Source organism: Novosphingobium resinovorum (genome assembly GCF_001742225.1).
Lineage (GTDB): Bacteria > Pseudomonadota > Alphaproteobacteria > Sphingomonadales > Sphingomonadaceae > Novosphingobium > Novosphingobium resinovorum_A.
The window spans coordinates 938,741-960,805 of the sequence record NZ_CP017077.1; the positions used below are offsets into that span (position 1 = coordinate 938,741).

The 22,065-nt window shown below is 64.1% G+C and carries 20 protein-coding genes; 19 read left to right on the top strand and 1 reads right to left on the bottom strand.

Features of this window, described 5'->3' with window-relative positions; genetic code table 11:
- Positions 1-10 precede the first annotated feature (10 nt).
- The 17 genes from BES08_RS29370 (at position 11) to BES08_RS29450 (ending at position 19,636) form a co-directional block, all read left to right on the top strand.
- Positions 11-637 (top strand): TraE/TraK family type IV conjugative transfer system protein, encoded by a 627-nt coding sequence (locus BES08_RS29370; RefSeq protein WP_069710148.1) that lies wholly within the window; start codon positions 11-13, stop codon positions 635-637.
- Positions 624-1,436, top strand: coding sequence for a type-F conjugative transfer system secretin TraK (locus tag BES08_RS29375; RefSeq protein ID WP_083274914.1), 813 nt, complete (start codon positions 624-626; stop codon positions 1,434-1,436). Before BES08_RS29370 ends, BES08_RS29375 begins: the two co-directional genes overlap by 14 nt.
- A complete protein-coding gene (locus tag BES08_RS29380) occupies positions 1,433-2,692 on the top strand; it encodes a TraB/VirB10 family protein (RefSeq protein ID WP_069710149.1) in 1,260 nt (419 codons plus the stop codon). The genes BES08_RS29375 and BES08_RS29380 overlap by 4 nt, the downstream gene beginning before the upstream one ends.
- Positions 2,689-3,318, top strand: coding sequence for a TraV family lipoprotein (locus tag BES08_RS29385; RefSeq protein WP_069710150.1), 630 nt, complete (start codon positions 2,689-2,691; stop codon positions 3,316-3,318). Before BES08_RS29380 ends, BES08_RS29385 begins: the two co-directional genes overlap by 4 nt.
- Positions 3,315-5,864 carry a TraC family protein gene (locus BES08_RS29390; RefSeq protein ID WP_069710151.1) on the top strand — a complete coding sequence of 850 codons (2,550 nt, stop codon included), beginning with the start codon at positions 3,315-3,317 and terminating at the stop codon, positions 5,862-5,864. The genes BES08_RS29385 and BES08_RS29390 overlap by 4 nt, the downstream gene beginning before the upstream one ends.
- On the top strand, positions 5,861-6,208 hold the full coding sequence (locus BES08_RS29395; protein ID WP_069710152.1) for a hypothetical protein: 348 nt from the start codon (positions 5,861-5,863) through the stop codon (positions 6,206-6,208). Before BES08_RS29390 ends, BES08_RS29395 begins: the two co-directional genes overlap by 4 nt.
- Complete coding sequence (locus tag BES08_RS29400) at positions 6,205-6,492, top strand: hypothetical protein (protein WP_069710153.1); 288 nt, start codon at positions 6,205-6,207, stop codon at positions 6,490-6,492. Before BES08_RS29395 ends, BES08_RS29400 begins: the two co-directional genes overlap by 4 nt.
- Positions 6,482-7,150, top strand: coding sequence for a conjugal transfer protein TraW (locus tag BES08_RS29405; RefSeq protein WP_083274916.1), 669 nt, complete (start codon positions 6,482-6,484; stop codon positions 7,148-7,150). The genes BES08_RS29400 and BES08_RS29405 overlap by 11 nt, the downstream gene beginning before the upstream one ends.
- A 65-nt stretch (positions 7,151-7,215) precedes the next feature.
- Positions 7,216-8,169: a TraU family protein gene (locus tag BES08_RS29410; protein WP_231958531.1), complete on the top strand. Its 954-nt coding sequence runs from the start codon at positions 7,216-7,218 to the stop codon at positions 8,167-8,169.
- Positions 8,170-8,491: 322 nt separating this feature from the next.
- Positions 8,492-10,426, top strand: a complete 1,935-nt coding sequence (locus BES08_RS29415; protein WP_069710249.1) for a hypothetical protein — start codon at positions 8,492-8,494, stop codon at positions 10,424-10,426.
- Positions 10,423-11,514, top strand: a complete 1,092-nt coding sequence (traN, locus tag BES08_RS29420; protein ID WP_069710156.1) for a conjugal transfer protein TraN — start codon at positions 10,423-10,425, stop codon at positions 11,512-11,514. Before BES08_RS29415 ends, traN begins: the two co-directional genes overlap by 4 nt.
- Positions 11,515-11,812: 298 nt before the next feature.
- Complete coding sequence (locus BES08_RS29425) at positions 11,813-12,409, top strand: type-F conjugative transfer system pilin assembly protein TrbC (RefSeq protein WP_309141592.1); 597 nt, start codon at positions 11,813-11,815, stop codon at positions 12,407-12,409.
- Entirely contained in the window at positions 12,381-12,956 is a 576-nt protein-coding gene (locus BES08_RS29430) for a S26 family signal peptidase (RefSeq protein WP_069710157.1), read from the top strand. Before BES08_RS29425 ends, BES08_RS29430 begins: the two co-directional genes overlap by 29 nt.
- Positions 12,953-13,876 carry a conjugal transfer protein TraF gene (locus BES08_RS29435; protein ID WP_375154547.1) on the top strand — a complete coding sequence of 308 codons (924 nt, stop codon included), beginning with the start codon at positions 12,953-12,955 and terminating at the stop codon, positions 13,874-13,876. Before BES08_RS29430 ends, BES08_RS29435 begins: the two co-directional genes overlap by 4 nt.
- A gap of 134 nt (positions 13,877-14,010) precedes the next feature.
- Positions 14,011-14,475, top strand: a complete 465-nt coding sequence (locus BES08_RS29440; RefSeq protein ID WP_309141593.1) for a hypothetical protein — start codon at positions 14,011-14,013, stop codon at positions 14,473-14,475.
- Between the two features lie 12 nt (positions 14,476-14,487).
- A complete protein-coding gene (locus tag BES08_RS29445) occupies positions 14,488-15,909 on the top strand; it encodes a conjugal transfer protein TraH (protein ID WP_069710252.1) in 1,422 nt (473 codons plus the stop codon).
- A 7-nt stretch (positions 15,910-15,916) separates the two neighbouring features.
- On the top strand, positions 15,917-19,636 hold the full coding sequence (locus tag BES08_RS29450; protein ID WP_069710253.1) for a conjugal transfer protein TraG N-terminal domain-containing protein: 3,720 nt from the start codon (positions 15,917-15,919) through the stop codon (positions 19,634-19,636).
- Positions 19,637-19,643: 7 nt separating this feature from the next.
- Here the strand turns inward: BES08_RS29450 and BES08_RS33490 are convergent, their stop codons facing one another.
- The gene (locus tag BES08_RS33490) at positions 19,644-20,153 is read right to left on the bottom strand and encodes a hypothetical protein (protein ID WP_156800063.1); all 510 of its coding nucleotides are present in this window, start codon (positions 20,151-20,153) and stop codon (positions 19,644-19,646) included.
- A gap of 355 nt (positions 20,154-20,508) precedes the next feature.
- Between BES08_RS33490 and BES08_RS29455 the strand changes: the two genes are divergently transcribed.
- Both BES08_RS29455 and BES08_RS29460 read left to right on the top strand, forming a co-directional pair.
- Positions 20,509-20,964 carry a carboxymuconolactone decarboxylase family protein gene (locus BES08_RS29455; RefSeq protein ID WP_069710159.1) on the top strand — a complete coding sequence of 152 codons (456 nt, stop codon included), beginning with the start codon at positions 20,509-20,511 and terminating at the stop codon, positions 20,962-20,964.
- On the top strand, positions 20,961-21,815 hold the full coding sequence (locus tag BES08_RS29460) for a sigma-70 family RNA polymerase sigma factor (protein WP_069710160.1): 855 nt from the start codon (positions 20,961-20,963) through the stop codon (positions 21,813-21,815). Before BES08_RS29455 ends, BES08_RS29460 begins: the two co-directional genes overlap by 4 nt.
- Positions 21,816-22,065 lie beyond the last annotated feature (250 nt).

Here is a 22,065-nt window from a genome sequence, read left to right on the forward strand (position 1 = left end):
GGACAAAATCATGGAGCAGGCAGCCCCTCGCCGCCCTGACCCGCTGGCCGGCAAGCCCGCCAGCTGGGGGATCCATCGCTACCTTCAGGGCTCATCGAACCTTTTCGAGGAGAACCGCCTGCTCAAGTTCGCGATTCTGGGGCTTTTGGGTATCACCGCGGTCCTCGGCATTGTGATCTACAGCGCGAACCGGAACCAGCGAACCGTGGTCGTTCCCTTCGGCGCCGGCGGCGATCTCTACGTAACCGGCGACAAGCCTTCGCCGCAATACCTGCGCAGCATGACGCGCAACATCGTCAGTCTCGCCGGAACCTATTCGGCCTACTCGGCGGACCGGCAGTTCCAGGAATTGCTCGCCATCACGCACCCGTCTGCATTCGGCAGCCTGCGGGACAGCCTCAATGCAATTCTCGACGAACTCTCGGGCAATCCCACGCTGTCGATCGCTACCTACATCCGGCCCGATCAGCCCGTGCTTCTGACTTCCAGCAGTATCGCCGTGCCGGTCGAGAAAGTGCGCGTCATCGGCGGCGTCATCCGCAAGTTCCGCGGCACGCTGAAAATCGGCTTTGCCGTCGAGGCAGGGCGCTTCTGGCTGACCTCGCTCAAAGAGGAGAACTTCGATGCGCACCAGTAGGACCGTTCGCGCGCGCAATCCCCTGCTCCGCTCAGGCTGGCCCGCATCGAGGTACACCCTAGCGCTTGCGGCACCGCTTCTGGCGACGAGCACCCAAGCCTCGGCCCAGACGATCTCCGTGGTACCGGACCAGACCAGCGCGATCCGCCTCTCGAACCATGACGTCAACCACATCGTGTGCAGCGGCGGCGAAATCGAGGAGGTCAGGTTCTCCGCAGAGAAGGGTATCGCCGTCGAGCGCAGCGGCGGGGACGCCTGGGTCAAGTTCCTCGTGCGCGAGGTGGAGAGCGAATACGTCCCCACCCGCACTTATGCCACGGCCCCTTCGGAATTCTTCGTGCGCTGCAACGGTTCGGTCTACGCACTCTACGCCGAGCCTTCCGACATCCCTGCGCAGACGGTTTCGCTGCTGCCAGGCGCAGACCAGCGCGCCCGGGCAAATGCCGATCTTCTAGGCCCTCTGGTTGAGGAGGAGCGCGCAGTCTCGATCACCCTGGCACTCCTTCGCGACATGGTGCCCGCGAGCTTTTCCGAAGTCGCGCCCGAAGCGCGTGACATCACGCTCGCGGGCCTGCCCGGCACCCTCCTTCGCGAACGCAAGCGCCTCTCGATTGACGGCGCCGGATTATCCGCCAGCGAGTATCTGATCTCGGGTGGCGGGGCCCAGACGCTCGACGAACGGGCGTTTCTCGACAGCCGGCTCGGCGCCAACATCTTTGCCGTCACACTCGATCGCATCGCCCTGGATGCCGGAGGCACCGCCCGCCTCATCGTCGTGCGCAGGGGAGCCGGAGAATGACCGGACCAAACGAGCGCGATGCCATTGGCCCCGAGACGTCGCTCCCAAATCCCGAAAGCCGCAGCGCCCCAGCCCGCGAGGCCTTGCGCGCGAGATGGGATGCACTGTCTTCAACGCAGAAGCTTCGCGCGAAACAGGCAGCTATACTTGTCTTCGTCGGTGTTCTGGGTGGCGCCCTCTACGCTGCCAGCCGAAGCGAGGTTCCGGTCGTCTCTGCCCCCGCCGCGACCAAGCTCGACATGGGGGCCGGTCTTCGCGGCGACAGCCTCGAAGAGAAGCTGCGCGGCGATCTCAAGAAGGTTCTCGACGGCCAGCAGATGCTGGGCGACCGGGTCACCGCGATCGAGGAAGGCAAGGCTCCTGGAGGTCCAACCCCGAGCGGCAACGGCCCGAGCGATGGCGAGGGCCTCCCGCCCGCGCTACCCGGTTTTCCAGCACCGCCCGCCGATCTCGACGGCCTCGACCAGGGCATACCTCCTCCGCCCGCCCTGCCCACGGCGCCGGCCGCGCCGCCTGCACCTCCGGTCGAGAAGGTCGTCGGCGGCATCGGCCAAGCGACGATCCCTCTCGTGCCCAAGGAGGGAGCGGGCCCGGATTCGAAAAAAAAGAATCGGATGATCTATTTGCCGCCTGGTTTCATGAAAGCGCGGCTGTTGACTGGGATCGACGCGCTCGCCAGCCGGGACGCGACATCGAACCCCGAGCCTATTATCGCGCGCGTCCAGGCACCGGCCGTCCTGCCCAATGACGTCAAGGCCAACCTCTCGGGATGCTTCGTCATCGGCAATGCGACCGGCAGTCTCGCCAAGGAGCGCGTCGAGGTGCAACTCGTGACGCTTAGCTGCATCGACTTTGAAGAACGCTCTGTCGTGGATCAGCCGGTGAAGGGCTTCTTCGTCGACGCCGATGGCAAGAAGGGCCTATCAGGCAAAGTCGTGACGCGGGCCGGAGCCGCGCTCGCGCGCACATTCATTGCCGGCACGATCAGCGGCATCTCGCAGAGCGTCGAGAACACCTTTGGCAATACCTCGACTTCGGCTCTCGGTACCGTGCGCACGCTCGATGCCGGCGATGCGATGAAATCCGGTCTGTCCGGCGGCCTCTCCAAATCCGCCGACAAGCTTACCGATTTCTATCTCGACCTCGCCCGGCAGGCCGGTCCGGTCGTAGAGGTCGGCGCCGCAAAGGAGGTGGTCGTCGTCATCCAGGAAGGCGTCGGCCTCGAAATCAAGCCAACCGTCGGAGGCAAGCTGTGAGGCTCTCGAACCGCCCTCTCCTCGCCCGCCCTCTCCTTGCAGGCGTTTTCCTTGCATCCGCCAGCTGCTGCCTGGGGGCATGCACCACCATCGGTTCACTGCTTTCTCCCTATTCGGAGACGTTCAGCTGCAAGAACCCGGATCACGGCCAGTGCATTCACCCCGACCTGGCCTATGCCGATGCAGTCGCCGAACGCACATCGCATTCCGATCCTGCCGTGACCCGTGACAGGCAGCTGCTGAAGAATGGAAACCTGGCGACAGGGCGCAAGACAAGTAACCCGCGCCGCGGCAACGAGACCGTGACCACCGCCTTTGCCGGCTATCGCGACAGTGTCTATCGGGAAATGCAAGGACTGATCGAAGCTCCGGTCACACCGATGCTGAAAGCGCCGCGCACGGTGCGCACGCTTGTCATGCCTTATGCCGATCGCCAGCGCCCGGACCGGCTCTACATGCCCCGTTTCGTCTATTCGATCCTCGACGCGCCCGGCTGGGTGGTCGGCGGCTACCTCGTGAGGCCTGCCTCACAGGCCGGCCAGGCTCCGGTGCTGGGCCAGGTGCACGAGAGAGCGGACGATGAACGCCCTAAGCCGGCAATCGTGCCGGGAGGGGCGCTACCATGAAGTCATTCGGCACCCGGGGCGGCGGCGGCCTCACATATGCGCGGCTGCGCCAGAGCGTCTCGCGCGATCGTTTCTCGGACTTCATCCCGCTCGTTGCGTGGGACGAGACCGAAGAGGCGTTCCTGTGCATCGACGATGGTTTTGGCTACGCCTGGGAGCTGGTGCCTTCGGCCTACATGTTCGCCCATGTGCACCAGGCACTCCTCGGACTGCTCAATGTCCACTTCGGCCCCGGCACCGTGCTCCAACTGCATACCTTCGCCGATCCCCTGATCGAGAATGCGCTCGACGCCTTTCTCGACCTCAAGTCGCGTCCCGATCCGCTGATCCAGGCGTCGGCGAGGCGCACTGCGCAGTATCTCAGTGACGGGCGCCATGGCCTCCATGCCCTGCACGGTATCCCGCTGCGCAACTTTCGCACGATCCTGTCGGTCAAAACACGCGCGCCGATGGCGAGCGACCTGAGGCGCCAGATCGAGGAGCAGCTCGACAAGCTTGGCATCCGCCGGCTTGCTCCCGAGGAGACCGTTGCCTTCTACCGGCGCGTGTTCAACGGTGTCTACCGCGCCGCGCCCGGCGCTTTCGTGAGCACCGCGGGTGGCAGCGTCAGAGCCAGCACTGGGGCCAGCGCCGGAGCCCCGCCTATCCGGCGCCAGATCATCGATGCCGGTCCCGACCTGCTCTTTGATGGGCCCGAGGTTCACCTGGGCGGCCAGGTCGCGCGCTGCCTCACGCCCAAGTCCCCTGCCCGCCGGATCTCCGCGGAACGCGCGAACAGGCTGACCGGCGGCATGCGCGGCGCATCGGAGGACAGCGACCAGATCGGTGGCCCATTCCTTTACACCCTCAATGTCCTGTTCGATCACTCGGCCTTCGAGATCCACAAACGCGCGCAAGTGCTGTCGGCACAGAAGGCCGCAGGCAGCTTCGCCGTCGAGGTCGGCAAGCAGATCGAGGAGATCGGTTGGGTCCTCGACGAGGCGGGCAACAGCAAGTTCGTGCGCATCATCCCCACTTTGTGGGTCTTCGGCCGGGACGCCGGCCATGCGCGTGACATGGCCGCACGCGCCAAGCGCCTGTGGGAAGCTGAACCGCTACCCTTCATGATGCAGGAGGAAAGCTACCTCAACCCGGTGCTTCTGCCGATGAGCCTGCCGTTCGGGCTCTATCCCGACACCAGAACGCTGCGCATGCTCGAGCGCGACTTTCGCATGCCGGTGAAGGCCGCCGTGCTGATGGCGCCCGTACAGACCGATTTTCGCGGCGGTGGCCGCCCGGCCCTGCTCTATGCGGGCCGCAAGGGCCAGCTCGTCACGCTCGACCTGTTTGATCCGCGCATCAACAACTACAACTTCATCGTCTCGGCCGAAAGCGGAGCGGGCAAGAGCTTCCTTCTCAACAATCTTTGCCAGCAGTACTATGCGCAAGGCGCGCTCATCCGCATCATCGATATCGGCGGCAGCTACCGCAAGCTGTGCACCCTGTGCTCGGGCCGTTACATCGACATCGGCGAGGAGCGGATCGTCCTCAACCCCTTCGATATGGGTTTCGCGCTCGATGGCGAGGACAAGCAGTCCGCGATCTCGATGGCGGTCGCGATCGTTGCCGAGATGGCCAACGCGGCGACCCGCAAGGGCGTCACCACCTCGCAGTGGAATCTCCTGAAATCGGCTGTCCAGTGGACGATCGACAGCGGCCGTGCCGAGGACGGGATCGACGCTGTCCGCAGGTGGCTCGCAGCCTATCCAGAGCTTGTCCACAGCCCTATCGACAGCGTCGAGCATCTCATTCCCGCAGCGCGCGAGCTTGCCTTCAATCTTCGAGATTTCGGATCGGACGGCGCCTACGGCCATTTCTTCAATGGCCCCTCGACCCTCGACATCTCGCGTGACGAGTTCGTGGTGCTCGAACTCGAGCGCCTCAAGGCCATGCCCGACCTCTTCAACGTCATCGTCATGGTGGTGGTGAACGCGGTCACCCAGGAACTCTACCTCTCGGCCCGCGATCGCCCGCGCTTCGTGCTGTGCGACGAGGCCGCGCAGTTCATGACCAAAACCGATGGGCAGGACCTCTCGCGCCTCGCCGAGGCCTTCGGCCAGGGCTATCGCCGCGCCCGCAAGTACCAGGGCAGCTTCGGCATCGTCCTGCAGTCCATGAACGATCTGCTGCTGTTCGGCGGCACCGGCCAGGTCATTCTCGAAAACGCGGCAACGCGCTTCCTCCTGCAAGGCTCGACATACCACAAGGCAGTCGAAAACAAGATCCTCGACTATTCGGGTTTCGTGCTCGACCTCCTGAAGTCGGTGCGCAATTCCAAACCGCACTACTCGGAAGTCTTCATCGACTCTCCGCTGGGTCTCGGCATCGCCCGTCTCGTCGTCGACCCCTTTTCCTACTGGATCAACACAAGCGCCCCGGAGGAGGTCGCCGCCTTCGAAGCGCGCCTGCGCGCAGGACGCTCGCCCCTCGAGGCCGTCTGCGAGCTTGCCGGCGTCGATCCTGCAGAAATCCTGGGCGAGCCCCGCACCGGCATGGAGACATCATGATGGCAGATTCGAAGCGAAAGCCGCGCAGGGCCGCGGGCGGCGACCAGTTCGCCCTCGACTTGTCCGGCGACCCGATCCTGGAACGCATGGTAGAGGCGCGCGTCGCGATCCGCGCGGAAAATGAAGCCGTCCACTGGCGCCTGCGACTGGTCATGATCGAGGCCGTCATGCTGAGCGCCCTCGTGCTGATTGCAGGCCTCCTGCTCGGCCATCCGCCCACCCTTGTCGTGCGCAACGCTCTGGTGGTCGGTATCGGCTGTCTGCTGGGCGGCATCCTGCTCGTCGGTCTCTCTGCGCTTGCCGGCCACGGCCTCTCGCGCCTGCGTGGCCGGGGCAGATCATGAGGGGGCTGCTCGGCCCCAACCCCGAGCCTGCGGCCATACGGCTCCTGCTTGGCGGCTACCTTCTTCTGCTCATTCAGGCCGGGCTCGTTCTTGTCGCGCTGGCGCGCGGATCGGTCACGTCCGTCGATGCATTGCAGCTGGCTGTCATGCTGCTGGCACTCATTTCGGGCGCCTGTCTTGCAGCAGCGCTCGCCGGCCAGCCTTCCAGTCGCCCCTGTGGTCGCCATCGTCCGCGCCAACCGGCCCGCCAGACCGATATCGAGGCCACTTACGATGAGCGGTGATCGACCGATGATCTCGGAGCCGTTTGCGCGAAAGCTGGCTAAAATCGCCGCTTTTCTTCCCGGTATCCTCGTTGGAACCCTCCCGACCAACGCCCAGGGCGCGACCTCGACCATCGGACGGAGCTGGCCGATCGCGGAGCCCGATGCGCTTGCAGAGATCGAGCACAAAACTTCTGCGCTTCCGCCCGATCTTGGCCAGAAGTTCGGCCCGCGCAGCACCTGGACCTCGATGCATTCGGCGCAGCTGGCAACCGCGAGCGTATCGAAGGTGCGCAGCCTCGTGCCGTTCCATACGCTCGACATGGACATCACGCTGCCAGATGGGCGCGTGCTCTATCCCCGCGGCTTCACCTTCAACCCACTCACTTATGTCACGCTGCCGCAGAAGCTCGTGATCGTCCACCCGCGTGATCTTGCATGGGCGCTCCGCACCGCAGCGCCTACAGACTGGATCCTGCTTGCATCCCCCGCCGGTGATGTCGGTGCCATCAATGGCGATCCCATTCGTCTGGCCGAGACTGCCGGACGCCCGCTCTTCATCCTCGAGGAACGGGTCAAGGACAGGCTTGCCCTGGCCGTCGCCCCGGTCATCGTCCGCCAGGTCGGCAAGAGCCTCGAACTCACCGAGGTGGCCCTCAAGCGCGGACCCGCGACATGACGCGCTGGCTTGTCCGCATAGCATTGGTATGCGCAATCCTGGTCGCGCTCTGGCTGACACCGACGATGCCGCCGCTTGCCCATGCATCCTCTTGCCCTGCCGGGACGGTCTTCAACCCGATCACGAAAGTGCGCTGGACCTGCGTCTTTCCGATCACCATCGGCGGGGTGAGGATCGGCACTTTCGACAAGCTCTCCAAGGAACTCGACGCCCAGTCGTCCTCGAAGCCGCTCTGTGCCTGCCGCAAGGGCGCCACCTTCTGGTTCGGCGTCAAGGTCAGCTTCTGGTCGCCAAGCCGAATGATCGACGTGGTGACCGAGCCGGGCTGCATGATGGCGCTGGGCGCCGACATCATGCCCACCCACGGCCGGCTTCAGGGCAGCCAGTCATCGATCGCGGACGGCACCAATACGCGCAAGATGTTCGCGCAGATGCATTACTACATCGCCCCGGTCTGGGCGATGCTTGACATGTTCACCGACCTGCCTTGCCTGGAGGACGACGGGTTCGACGTAGCGATGATGACCGAGCTGTTGCCGACCTGGCAGTCGGCGACGCTGGGTGCAATCATCCAGCCCGAGGCCATCCTTTTCGGCAATCCCGCGGCCGGCCTTGCCTGCATGGCCGACAGTGCGGCGGCGGCGGCCGGCAAGGTCATCGACCCCCTGTTCTGGTGCATGGGTAGCTGGGGCTCCGCCTACCCGCTCGCCGGTGACATCCATTTCGACGATTCCGTCGAGGCCTGGGCAGGGCTTGCCGCGCGCGGCACCTACATGATGGGCAGGCTTGGCGCCGCGACCATCAGCACTGCGGACGGCTGCGCCTTCAAGGCAGCGCCGATCTGGACCAAGTCGCGCTACAAGTACCAGCTGATGGAGCCGGTCAAGGCCGGTGCCTGCGTCAACATCGGCCGCCCGGGCGCCCTTTGGTCCTCCTCCAAGCATGCCCCGGGCCAGGACAACGCCCAGTTCATGCTTTTCGAAAAGGTGATCTGCTGTGCCGGTATCACGGCGCCCTGAGCGATCACCCCTGCCCTTTCCCGCACCGACCGGTGCCGGCGCGCGAGGCATGCCCGCCACGCATGCGGACGTCCGGCATCGGCAGTGCGGGAACGGGACGGCGCCCGGCCTCCCCAGGGGCGCCGTCCCGCCACCCGTCAGCGCGGCCGCCAAGCCCAACCGCCAGATGCCGGCCCGCCCCCCGGCAGGCTCCTGGCAGGCGGCCGCGCTGACACTCGGGAAACGCAGCGAACGCGAGAGGCAGCGCCGCACGGTGTATGATCGCCGAGGTGGCGGCTCAGAACATGCCTACCGATCCGCCGCGCGCGAAACGGCCCTACGCATGGCAGGGCGTTGTTTACTCGCGGACTGCGTGCTGACCTTTGCCGCTCCGCAAAGCCGGGCGCAGACAGTCGAAGACCGTGCCCGGGCAGCGGCGACGGCAACGCAGCAGCGGACCGGCTCGAGCGACGCCCTTCGCGGCAACTACCTGACACCGGGCCTGAGCGGAGAGGCCATCTCCACCATCGACCAGAGCCGGACCTTCACGCCCGCGATCGCCTGCCAGAAGACCGCAAGCCTGCTCGAGGTCCTGATCCAGCCCGGCAGCACCGGCGACATCACCAGCATAACACTCTCGCAGGACACCAATCTCGACGGCAGTCTCGATCGCTCGGGCACGATTTCCCGGCCCATCTCGGGGATTTGCGCGAACGGTGTCGTGTCCTGCGAGCCGGGCACCTGGACCCAGTGCCACTATCTCGCCTGGACCGCGGATGCGGGGCGCGCACTCAGCCTTGCCGAGGTGGCGATGCCTGAGCTTGCCGGCTGCTACTGCGTCAACAACAGCTGCGGCGCCAATCTGGTATGGGGCAACCTCGACGATGTCCTGAAGGATTTGGGCGGCGGCATGATCGGCGCGCTCACCACGTCCGACCCGCGCGTCGGAGTAGCCCAGACACAAGTCAATGGCCCGCTCATCCGCTATGTCGGCGCTGAGGCCACCGCATGCGCGGACGACCCCGCGATTGCGCAGGTCTCCTACCGCGCCAATCCGGCGACCATCCAGGCCGACGCAGCAAACGCTTCGACCGGCAGCAGCATTTTCCAGTCGCTTGCCGCTTCTGGTGCAGGCGCCGGCAAGGCACAGCAGATGCGCTCGTGCGCGATCACCCGCGAGGTCACAATTGCCGATCCGTCCATCGACGATGTCATAAGCCGTACGTCGGGCGGATACTCCGAGGTGCGTACAGGCACGGGCGCGATCGACTTCCTGATGGGATCGCCCACCGACGACAGCCTGAAGGGCGGGTCCTGCACGCTCTTCGACTTTCGCATGACGCTGCATGTGAGCCAGGCAAGCCGCATAACCGCCGCCCGGCTCGTGCGCTATTTTGCCGATGACTGGGTGCAGGTCCGGATCGACGGTACACTGCTGGGTTCCGGCCCGTCGCCATGGACAACCACGGGCCTGCCTCCGGGCAAGTGCGAGAAGAAGGCGACCTACCAGGCCTCGCCGAACCTCGACATCATCTCCTATCTTACAGAAGGTGACCACGAGGTCTGGCTGCGCGCCGCCGTCGCCGATAGCGGCGAAGCCTTCGCGCAGCTCCATGTTGAGGTGGACGACAGCTGCACGCTTGCCGAACGCGTCGTCGACCAGTGCGCCGGCTATGCGGCGCAGAGCCAGTGCACGCTTTCGAGCGAGACGGTCGATGGCGTCGAGACCTTCCGCAACGCGGTCGCCACAGGGCTCAGGCCCCTGCCCCAGACCCGCACATTCGGCGCCGATCGCTGCGCGATGTCAATCTCCCGCGACTTCTTCAATCGCGAGCGACAATACGCCTGCGTCACCGACACTTCGGCGATGACAGCACCTGACTTGTCCCGCGGCGCCTACATCATCGACCATTCGACCGAGACCCTGCTGGCCGACCGGACAAGGGCGGCCGATGGCGGCACCGTCTCCACAACGCGGGCGTTCCAGCTGCCCGATCGCGGCACGGTCGCAGCCTGCGAACCGGTCTGCAAGACCAGGGCACCGGGAGCCAGCACCGCCGCCACGCCCACCGGGGTCACCGGCGCGCTGCTCAATAAACCGGCAGGCTGGGACACTTTCTACCATTCATGCTCGGCGCAGAATGTCTGCCCGCTCGGATCCGGCGAAGAGATCGTCAGCGACTGCGGGTGCCTCGATGATTTCCCCGAAGCGGTCGTGATGATGCAGTCGGTAAGGCTCGCCAGCGCCGATATGGTCTGCACGAGCAGCGCGCCATGAGGCTGGCCCGGTCCCTTCGTCGCAGCGTGCTCGCTATCTGCCTGCTTGCGGTTTTCACCCCGCCGGCAAGCGCGCATCAGGTCTGCGCCGTCGATCTCGACGGGGATGGAGAGGCTGCAAGTGCCGGGGAGTTCGCCGCCTGCACGGCAATGGCAGGCGGCGGGGCGCAATGCCCGATCCAGCAGGTCACCTGCACGCAGGATGATACGGGCTCCTATGCTTGTCCGCTCGGCGCCCGCTTCGCCTGTGCTGCCCCGGCAAACGGCGGCCAACCCAGCTGCTCGCCCAATGCCTGCATCGACACCGAGGTGAACCCTCTCGAGGACGAGCCGGTGATCGACGATCCCGGAACACCGGCCGATGGCAGCGTGGATGCCGACGGCAACTGCACGGCTTCGATCGAAATCTTCTCAGGGCGCGCCACGCGCTGCCGCCCTGCCGGCCTCAAGACGACCTTCTCCAACTGCTGCGCGGACAAGGGCAGGATCGTCAAGGACGGCATGGGCTCGTCGATCACCTCGCTCTCGACCAAGATCGCCGTCGCCAAAGGTGTGTTCACCGGAATGAAGGCGGCCTACACCGCTTTCAAGGCAGGGGCGACGGCCGGCCAAGCTGCAACATCTGGCGCCAATGCGATCATCGCCGGCATCGATCCGACCTCGATCGCAATCAGCCTTGCGATCAACTTCATGATCGAGGTGCTGCTGCAGGGCTGCGACCAGCAGGACATGGAAACGGGCATGCTGCGCGGCTCGGACATGTGCCACGAGGTCGGCAGTTACTGCAGCTCTAGGATCCTTGGCATCTGCGTGCAGCGCTCGCGCGGGCACTGCTGTTTCAACACCAAGCTCGGCCGCATCATCCAGGAGCAGGGCCGGCCACAGCTTGCGGCCTTCAACGCGCAAGGGTGGGGGACGCCCAGGCAGCCTTACTGCCGGGGCTTCACGGCCGAGGAATTCCAGGCGCTCGATTTCTCGAAGATGGACCTCTCCGAATACTACGCGAACATCGAGGCGCGCACCCAGAGCGAAATCCAGATCGACATGAAGGAGCGGGTCGATGCGTACCTTCAAACCGCGACGAACTGACGCGAGCAGAATGGCGATGCTGCTCGCCTGCACCCTTCCTTCGCTGTGCACGCTTTCCCCCTCGGTCGCACAGGACGGCACGGGCAAAGCCGCCGCTGCACCAATGGAAGCGGCCCCGCCGGGGGCCAGTGCCGCGATCGGAAGTGAGAGCAATGCTGCGCTCGATCGCTTGCAGCATGCCGTCGACGGCAATAGGCATAACACGGGCCACACGACAATTCCTGAGCTACCGACACCCGGCGGCCGACAGAACCGTGAGGTCACCGAAGCCCTGCATTCACGGAAGGCTGATCACGCAATGGAGAGGCGAAGCAAATCCGCGTTCGACGCCGCGCGTGAGGCGATGGAGCGCGAACGAGAAGTGATGGCCGCCCGTCTAGGGCAGGCCCTTGGCCTCACACCGCCGGACACTGCGGCGCTGGCGAAAGGCGCAATCCCCGCTCCGGCAAAGGGGCACGTCGTCGTTCTTTTCGTATCCTCCTCGATGCCCGTTGCCACGCTGCGCGCCTATGCTGCCCAGCTCGAGAAGGTCGGCGGTGTCCTTGCCTTTCGCGGGATGCCGGGTGGCTTATCGAAAGTGGCGCCGATGGCCCGACTGTCCGCGCAGGTCCTGAGGATCGATCCCGGCTGCGAAGGTCCGGCATGTGCGATGCGCAATGTGCAGGTCATCGTCGATCCGATCGCCTTTCGCGCGCATGGCGTCACGCGCGTCCCCGCCCTTGCCATGATCCCGGGCGACCCGGCGCGGGCCTACTGCGAGCGCGAGGACGAAAGCCCGACAAGTGCCCACCTAATCTCAGGTGATGCTTCGCTCTCGGGGCTGCTTGAGGAATATGCACGCCTTGGTGGACAGGAGGAGGTTCGCGATGCTCAGGCTCGCCTTGATCGGCGGTAGACTTGCCGCCTCGCAGCTTGCATGCTGCGCCCGGCAGGCAGCAACGGCGCTGGGAGAGAAACCGGGCAGGCTGATGCTCGCCCAGGCCCTCGTGCTCCCAACGGCGCTCGCGACTTGGTGGGCCATACCCCAGGTCACTTGGGTCATGAGCCCCTCGATCGACGCATGGGCAGTGCGCGCACGGCCAGGGACGATCCGGCGCGGCGATCTTGTCTCGTTCATGCTCTCCCACCCCCTCGCCGGGCCTCTCCCGGTTTCCGTCACAAAATATGCCCTGTGCATGCCGGGCGATCGCCTGGTCATGATCGAACGCCCGTCGGCAACGACGGGCGCGCGGTACGGACGGTTCTACTGCAATGGCAGTCTGATCGCCGTCAGCAAGCCGCATGGACGGGCGGGGCAGCGGCTGACGTCTTATCGTCCCGCAGACGGCGTAGTGCCCGAGGGAACGATCTTCGTGGGATCGCGCCATGCCGACGGCTTCGACAGCCGATACTATGGCCCCGTGCTTATCGAGCGCCTCACACGGATGGAGCGCGTGCTGTGAAAGCCCACTTCCTGGCATTGGCCGCTGCCGCGATTGCTGCACTCCATGCTGCAACTGCGCAGGCTGCTGCGGCGCAGAGTTCAGTCGCGCCAGGTTCCATCGGGGCTGCGGCCTCCCAGACCAGGCAAGGATACTGGTGGTACCAAACCCCTCCCAAAGGCGAGGATCCAGATCCGGTCGCCGAGCCGATCAGAAAGCCGATCGTCCCGCCGATGACCGAGCTCGCGACCTGGACCCCGCCCAGGATCCGCAAGCTCATCGAGGCTCAGCGCGACTACGCAGCAACAGTCCTCACGGTCGACGCAGTAGCCGATTTCTGGCGGTTGGAGGATTTTGCACGGCGCAAGGCCCGCGCGTTCGCGGGCGTGACCCAGCTGGCCATGCTGCAGCACCCCGAACTCAATTCAAAGTCGTCCAATCCCATGGTCGGCGACGCGCGCGACCAGCTGAGCGCCTACAAGGATGCGACCCGGGCCAGCTATCTGCGCGCCCATGCCGGTGAGTTCGCACTCGTCATGTTCAGCCGCACCTCCTGCGGCTACTGCCGGGTGCAGTGGCCGATCGTCCAGCGGTTCCAGGATGAAATTGGCTGGCAGGTGACGCTGATAGACCTTGATCGGCGACCCGAGCTTGGCAATCGCTTCGGTGTCGAGATGACGCCGACGACGATGATCATCCGCCGTTCAAGCCAGCAACGCATGGTCATCGCGAGCGGCGTCGAGGCCTATCCCACCCTCAAGCAGATGGCCTACCAGGCGGTTCGTCTCCTCACCGGTGACATCCGGCCCGAACAGTTCATGACCGGTCCCGGTCAGGAGGGAGGCTTCTTCGATGCCCTGGCCAATGGCCCGGTCGCAGCCAGCGATCCTGAAGCCTTGGGGCTCGCGGGTCTGGGCAGTGTCCCGGGAGGCCGACCATGATGCGGCCGGCATGGACCGGCGTGGTCATCGCCGGATGCTCCTCGCTTAGCTTCATGGCGCCCTTGGCGGCGCAGCCGGCTCCAGGGAGCTCTGCCGCAGCTGCCGCAATACACCCTGTGGAGAATGCTGCGGCCATGCAGGCCTGGCTTGCAAGAGTTCCCCGGACCCGCGACTTTCCCGCCGATCTGCCTGAAACTCTGCGCAGTTCTGACCGGGCCGCCGTGCTGGAGATGACCACCACGCCCGGGTGCCTGCCCTGCGCGGACCTGTGGTCTCAGCTGAATGCGCTGCACCGGCAATACGCCATTCGCATAGCCGTTCTGCCAGCCGAAGAAGGCATGGTGCGCTCGGGACGGCTTGGTCTTCCATGGATCGGCCATCCGGTCGCCTGGGTCCGCGATGCCGCCAACCCGCAGCGCATGATCCCGATCGCGATCGGGACCGACCACGCACCTAATCTTGCCCGTAACGCCTATCTCGCCATCAAGATGCTCTCCGGCGCACGGCCCGCCGTGGCGGTCAGGGCCATGTCGAAGTTCACTGGTATCGTCGCGCCAGGCCGCACCGGCGCCCCCCGAGCCCTCCCCCGCAACCCCTGAAGGATGCATGCCATGCCTGCCTTGTCCCGCCTGCCGGCTCTTTCAGTCACGAGCTCGAGCATAGCCCTGCTCTTCGCGGTACCGGCCCACGCGCAAAGCTGGGCAGAGACCTGGTTCGACAACGTGACTTACACCTCGCCAGGCAGCTTCGAGGACCAGACCCGTGGCTATCTCACAGCAGGGGGCATGTCGGGCCGCGTCGATGTCCACAATGACTACCTCATGTCGCTCAGCCTCCCCAAGGTTAAGGCGGGTTGCGGCGGCATCGACATGTTCCTTGGCGGCATGTCCTTCCTCGATCCCGAATACCTAGTCGAGAAACTCGAGAGCATCCTTCAGGCCGCTCCCGCGGTCGCATTCCAGTACCTGCTGGAGACGCTCGACGAGAAGATGGGCAACATCATCTCGAAGATGGAAGCCGCCACCAATTACCTGAACTCCATCCAGGTCAACGACTGCCGCCTGGCCAACCGCATGGTGCAGATCGCCAAGGGCGACGACAACATGTCCGGGATCATCGAGGAGATGACTGGCTACCGCTCGGTCAAGCAGGGCTACGCCACTAGCTACCAGCAGAGCCGCGAGAAAATCCAGGCGAACAACAACAACCCGACCGAGGACCTGAAGGAGGCGCTGGAGAACTGCCCGCCCGAGGTCACCGACATTTTCCGGACCGGATCGCTGCTGTCGCATGCTGCCGCGCGTGTCGGCGCATCCGACTGGACCGAGGTCATGCGTGCGCGGGTGGGTGATGTCTACATGCGCTGGAACGATGCCGACAAGGTGCCCCTGTTTTCGGCCATTCCCGCCTGCCCGCACCAGGATACCGAGTCCCCCGACGACTTTCTCGCCGGGCGCGTACAGCGCCGCGCTCTCAATATCCCGGCCACGGCTGCTGACTGCTCGACTGAAACCGGCGGCGGCGCTCTCGCGCTTGCACGTACCCGCATGGAAGCGATCTCGGACAAGATCCGCGGCCGGAGTACCTTAACCAGCGAAGAGCGCCAGTTCGTCGCCAACGTGCGAACTCTCCCCGTCTATCGCATGCTGGAGTGGGGCGTGCGGCAGGGCGTCACGGGTTCGGTGATCGCGGACACGGACGAACTTGTCGCGCTGACCCTCGCCTATCAGATGCTCAATGATCTCACGCGATCGATCGACTACGCGCTCGCCAATGCCGAGCGCGGTACCCTCGCGGCGGGCTCCTCGGATGCCGCGGCAACGGGCATCTGCCAGACACGCATCCTGGGCAAAGGTATCGAGCAACTGCGCGACCTGCGCGAGGAAGTGCTGCGCCAGCGCGCGCAGATGCGCCAGTCCTACCTGGCCTCGCTGGGTTCGGCGAACCTCTCGGCGAACTACGCCGGCCTGGTCCGGGGCCGCGACCGCGATGCCCGGGACGCGGCCGGCACCACGTCATCCCGGCAGCGCTAGCGTGAAAATCCACTTCCACTTCCTCTGCGGCGCAGGTGGTCTGATCGGCACCGCGGCTTCTCCCGCCCATGCCGTCGATGCGAGCTTTCATACCTACGGCGGCTTTGCCGAAACGGTCGATGCCTTCCGGCTGGCATCCATGATCTTTGCGGATGCGCGGTACGGGACGCTTGTCGTCGTCATCGCCACGGTCGGAATTGCGCTGGGAGCCGTCCTGGCGAGCGTTCGTGGTCAGGGTATGGGCATTGTCGCGTTCGGTCTCCAGATCCTGATCGGCATCGGACTTTTCGTCGGCATGATCGCGGCGACGGAGACGGTCCATGTCTACGACCGGGTGCGCAATGCCTACCAGCCCGTTGGCGACGTCCCCAACCTGATCGTTCTCATCGCCGGGACGACCAACCTCATCGAGCGCGCACTCGTCGAGACCATCGACGACAACACCCTCGACCCGTCCGCGAAGATTGAATTTGGCGCCGGCGGCCATGCCTTCGACCTGTTCTTCAACGCGGTCTCACCGCGTGGCCCCATGACCGACACCTTCCTCGATGCAACGATCAAGGACTATGTGCGCCAGTGCTATCCGGTCGCACGCGTATCACCGGCCTACGGCGTCGATGATGACGTGCTGTTTCGCACGACAACCGATCTGCCCGCCGCATTCGCTGCTATGGCGGGGCCTGCAACCTTCTCGACCGTTTACACGGCCGCTGACAAGGGCGGCAGCACTGTCAGCTGCGAGGAGGCCTGGCAGCATATTGCGACCAGACTGTCCGACACCGGCCTGTTCGAAGGCTATGCTGCGCAGGTCTGCGCGGCGACCGGCTTCGACGTCAGTCAGGCCGCGCAGCTCACGCGCTGCCGAAGCCAGCTTGGCGACATGGGGGACATGATGACCGGCATGCCTATGTCGATGCAGACGCTTTTCGCCGATGTCCTGCTCGCCAATTCTCTGGGCGATGTACTCTTCGAGGATAGTCCGGCCGCCGCCGCCAGGGTCATGGCCAACCGCGCGGTCCTGTCGAATGGCCTCGCCACCATGGCGGTCGCCAACGAGTGGCTGCCGACGATCCGCGCCGTGGTCTTCGCAATCATGCTGTTCATGGTTCCTATCGCGATGCTGTTCATCCTGACGCCGATCAGCCTGCGCGTCGCAAGCTTTGCGCTCGGTCTCTTTGTATTCGTCGCGCTGTGGGGCGTCATCGACGCCGGGATCTACCAGCTTACGCTGGGCCGGGCGATGGACGCGCTTGCCCAGATGCGGGGGCAGGCAGCCGGAGCCAATGCATGGCTCCTGGCCCCCTCCTCGGCACAGAAAGCCCTCGCTGTTTTCGGTACGTTTCGCACGGCCGGCGCAGGTCTGGCCGGGGCCTTCGTCTTTACCGTGTTCCGTTTCTCCGGAAATGTCTTCAGCGCATTTACCTCCGGTTCGATGGGCATCCACGCGCAGGCCGGCAATGCCGCCGCCCCGATTGCGACAAGCGAGGGCTTCGCATCGGCGCTCGAAGCCCAGGGCGCGGCTGCCGGCACGATGAACCGCCGCGCATCGTCGGCCGGCTTCGGCGACTTTGGTGAGCGAAGCACTTTCGCTGCCAACCGCAGTTTCGGCGCTGCCGGCACTATGCTGGGCGAAGTGAAGCCTGCGGCCCCGGGTCAAAGAGCCATGTCCCTGGGTGATCTCGACGCAGGCCGGGAACTTGGCGGTCTGTCGCCGGCTCTGGCGAAGGGCGATATTTCGAGTTCCGCGGTTCAACAGGCCGTCCGGGCTAACGCAGCGACCGCGGCGATCCATCAGTTCGCGGAGAAAGACGCGCTGCGCGATCTAGGTCATCGCTATTTCGGGAAAGGCGAGAGCGGCGAGCGGGCCTTTGCGGCCTTCGCGCAAGGCATGGTCCAATGGCGTGCCTTCGGCGACGAACGTGCCTACGACATGATGTTCCAGAACACTGCCCGTCATTTCGAACGCGCTGGCTATAGCCCGGACGATGCAAGGCTCAAGGCGGCCAGCCTCATCGGGGACGCCGCCGCCGATCCGACTTTCGGCAAGATCGTCGCCAACAGCTTCGAGGCCGAGGCTATGATGCGCAACGATCTGACCGCTGCGCAGGTCCAGGTCGGCGCGATGGAGGGCCGGCGCGACCACGACGGAAACCGTATAATCGAAGCCGAACGAGCCAATGTCGCAACCGAGCAAGCCCACCGCACCGGTAGCAACGAGGGTCAGCGAGGCGCCGCCGCCATGCTCGGACTGTCGGTGGACGAAACCAGCCGCCGCATCAGCTTCATCAATGCGCTCAGCGGCGAGGCCCGCTCCACCGCCATCTCCCAGCTCTCCCGCGCAACCGGGCGCAATGAGGCGCAGGTCACAAGCGCGGTCGAGCGTTACAATGCCGCGGTCAGTCTCGGGACCGCCGATGGTGTAGGCGCAGAGGCGGCGCGCGAAGGCACGAGCATCTACGGCCGCACCCGCGAGGCTGCCGGCTACGATTTTGCCGAGCGCGCAGGCAAGCTCGATGCACAGCGTGAGGTCGGTCTGGAGGGAACTCGCTCTGCCGCCAGGATTGGCGAGCAGCGGCGTCAGTCTGATAACGTCGGCTTTGCACAAGGTGCGGCAGCCGCCGGTGCTTCGGTTCGTGAAGCTGCACGGCTCGACAGTTTCATCCAGGCCTTGTCGAAGACCGCGGGCAATCAGGTCGATATCAGCGAAGGTGGCTCTACCGGTATTGCCGATCGTGCACGCAACCAACGCATGACAAGAATCGTCGATGCCGAGCGTCTTACACGCGCTCAGGGACTGCTGGAGAAGGCGGGCATCCACATGAGCAAGCGCAAGATCGCCGTGGACCAGAACGGCGACTTTACGTTCAACCTGACGCCGCGCACCGCAGCACAGATGTGGAAGGGCGGCCTCATCAACGAGAGTCAGCTTGGCGCAATTGCGAACGGCGGCCACGCACGCCTCAGCTTTGCGCACAATAACCTTCTCGTATCGAGCTCCGCAGGTTTCCAGCAGTCAGCCAGAAGCGATACCAGTACGCGCTTCGAAGCCGGCAAGCAGGCCGGGCCCGACACCATCGAGCATTTCATGGGCGGCGGCAAGGAAGGTCAGGCAGCGATGGCGAATTGGCTGAGAGGCGGTTTCGAGATGGATCGCAAGGGCAACTGGCACCTCAAACCGCAGGTGGCTGACACCCTCCAGCGCGATGTCCAGGCGATTATGGTCCAGACGGGATGGTCGAGGTCGCTAACGAGAACCGCTGATGAGACCAATACGATAGGTACTGAGATCGGCGGAACGGTCACTGCCGATGCCCGACGCGGAGCCCCACCTTCAAAATCAAAGGGTGGAAGCGGCGCCACCGGAGGTGTCGCTGGCTCATTCGGCTTCACAAGTTCGGATCGCGGAGGAACGAGCGAAGCTGCAACAGCAAGCATCGACATCCTAAATTATGATGTACGCGCGGCTATTGCGAACGCTGAACGGGATGCAGCGAGGTCTCAAAACCCGGCGGATACATTCGCGCGGCATCTTTCTGAGCGGGTGCTGGGTCGCGACGGCCTCAGAAACCGATATCTGGAGGACGCCGATAACGGGCGAGCTACATTCGACGTCACTGGGCCACTCTCATCGCTCGAACAAAATTCTGTGCTAAGAACAGGGCGATTCTCAAATGATGTTGATGGTAGCCCTGCTGACGGCAATCCAGACTTCAAAACGCATCGATAACGACACGTCAGTGACTACGTCTCTTTTGCCAGTACGTCGGCGACCTTGGATCGAGGGGATCGGACATTGGATCGAGCCACCCCCCAACCGACCGCTTCGGCGGGACGTAATCACCATCCGGCGGGCCAAACTCCAGTCCATGATGATCCATCCACGACCATGCAAACCCGATGCCAAGGATGAGAAAGGGGGCCATCGGCATGAAGGCCAGATTGAAATATGCCGCAATTGTACCGGTATAGAAGCTGTCGAGCCTCTCGTTATAAAGGGAGATCGCCCTGCCACCCCAGTAGAGCGCTATGCACAGCCACCATACCTTCGCGTACCATGGCGACCAGACCCAGGTCCCGATACGCGGTCTCGGCAAATCCGAGACAGCCGGTTCATTACCTGGGTTTGCTTTGGGCCCCACGATATACTCCTTGATCGAGCACCATAGTAATACTTCACACCGATCCAGGAAACCCTGTAACAGATGCAAGCCACGTTGCGGTGGGAAATCAATGATGAGCGGCATGCGATCTCATGGGATGATCTGCAAGAGCAGTTGGGGTGGCTTTCAAGAATACCCCACGCCGTCGCGGCCATCTCGAGCCCGTCGCTGGGGAAGGCAGGAAGCAGGGCCTCGAACACCGCTGAAAACCGAGCATAGTGGCGATCGGAGTTCTCATTTGAAGTGCCCGAACGAACCAGGAGGCTGCTGCCACATCTGCGTGATAGGGAGATCTGGTTCGCTTCGGCCGCGCAGCCCGCCTAGGCCCTAGCTGGTCGGAAAATGGCAATCGGCGCTCAAATAAAAGTGATAGCGCATGTCACATGGCCAGTCGCTGTCTCGTCATGCTGGTATCCGACACAATGATAGGATCCGACACATGAATGACCGCACCGATGTCTATGCTGTGGGTGGAGCGCTCTTCAAGGCCTGGTACGATCTGTCGATACAGGTGGAGAAATCCGGTCTAGAGAAAAGCCTGCTGGAACTGATCAAGATTCGTGCTTCGCAAATCAATGGCTGCGCCAATTGCCTCAACATGCACACGTCCGATGCGCGCAAGGCTGGCGAAACCGAGCAGCGCATCCACTTGCTTTGCGCATGGGAAGAGGCTCCATGCTTTAGCCCCCGCGAGCGGGCTGCGCTGGACTGGACCGACCATATGACGCAAATCGCGACAAAGCGAGCGCCGGATCACGTCTATGCCGCTCTGGCGCACGAGTTCAGCGCGGAAGAACAGGTACAACTGACGCTGGCGATCAATGTCATCAACGGATGGAACCGGCTCGCTGTTGGCTTCAGGCTATATAATCCTGCACTTGGCTGGGCCGCATGACCGACGATGGCGTCACGAGCTTCGACGCGGAGCGGGCCACCTTGCTTCGCGTCGCTTATCGCATGGTCGGCTCGTTGGCCGACGCGGAAGACATACTACAGGACGCTTTCATCCGTTGGGCAGGAACGGACAGGCAAGCCGTGTGCGTTCCTGCCGCCTATTTGCGCCGCGTGGTGACCCGCCTATGCCTGGACCATCTCAAGTCAGCGCGGGTCATGAGAGAAGAATATGTCGGCGATTGGCTTCCCGAACCCATCGTGGAGGAAGAACCCGTCGAGGATGTTACCCTCCCTCTCATGCTTGCGCTCGAGCGACTTTCTCCACTCGAGCGAGTTGCATTTCTGCTCCATGACGTTTTCGGGGAGAGTTTCGAGGATATCGCCAGCTCCATCGACCGCGATCCCGCCGCCTGTCGCCAACTCGCAGCGCGCGCGAGAGAGCACGTGCGCAGCGAGCGAACGCGCTTCCCTGTCGAACGTGATCGTGGCCTGGCAATCGCGTCTGCCTTCTTTGAAGCGACCAAGGCTGGTGACACTGCTAGGCTAGAGACCTTGCTAGCCGACGATGTCCGTTTCCACTCTGATGGCGGTGGGAAACGCCCCGCTGCAGGCCGAATCCTTGAAGGTGCCGCAGAAGTCCTGCGCGGGCTTTCCGCGATATTCCGCTTGCGGCGCGGTAATCCTGACTTGGTCAAGACGGCGTTCGTGAATGGTTTGCCCGGCTTTGTGACGCGCGAACCGGATGGGATATTGCAGACGACCGCCTTGCTGGTCGAATCCGACTGCGTGAAGGCAATCTATGTCATGCGCAACCCTGACAAACTCAGGCATGTGGAGGGCCTGCTTCACTGATTGTGGAACGACCCTTGTCGGTCACTCAGCTCTGGATTTTGCGCTCCCAGGTGCGGACCGGCAGCTTCCCGATTCTGAATGCCTTGGCCTGGCCGCAAACTGTCCGGCAGCTCCTAGGCAGGAATGCTTCAATAGCAGTCACCCTTCTACCACCGATGCCGTGAATTGTTTCGAGTCTGGATTCCTTGGGCCGCAGTGACATGTCGCGCTCTAACAACGGAGCGCCGTAGCCGGGGACCGCGCTTGGCAC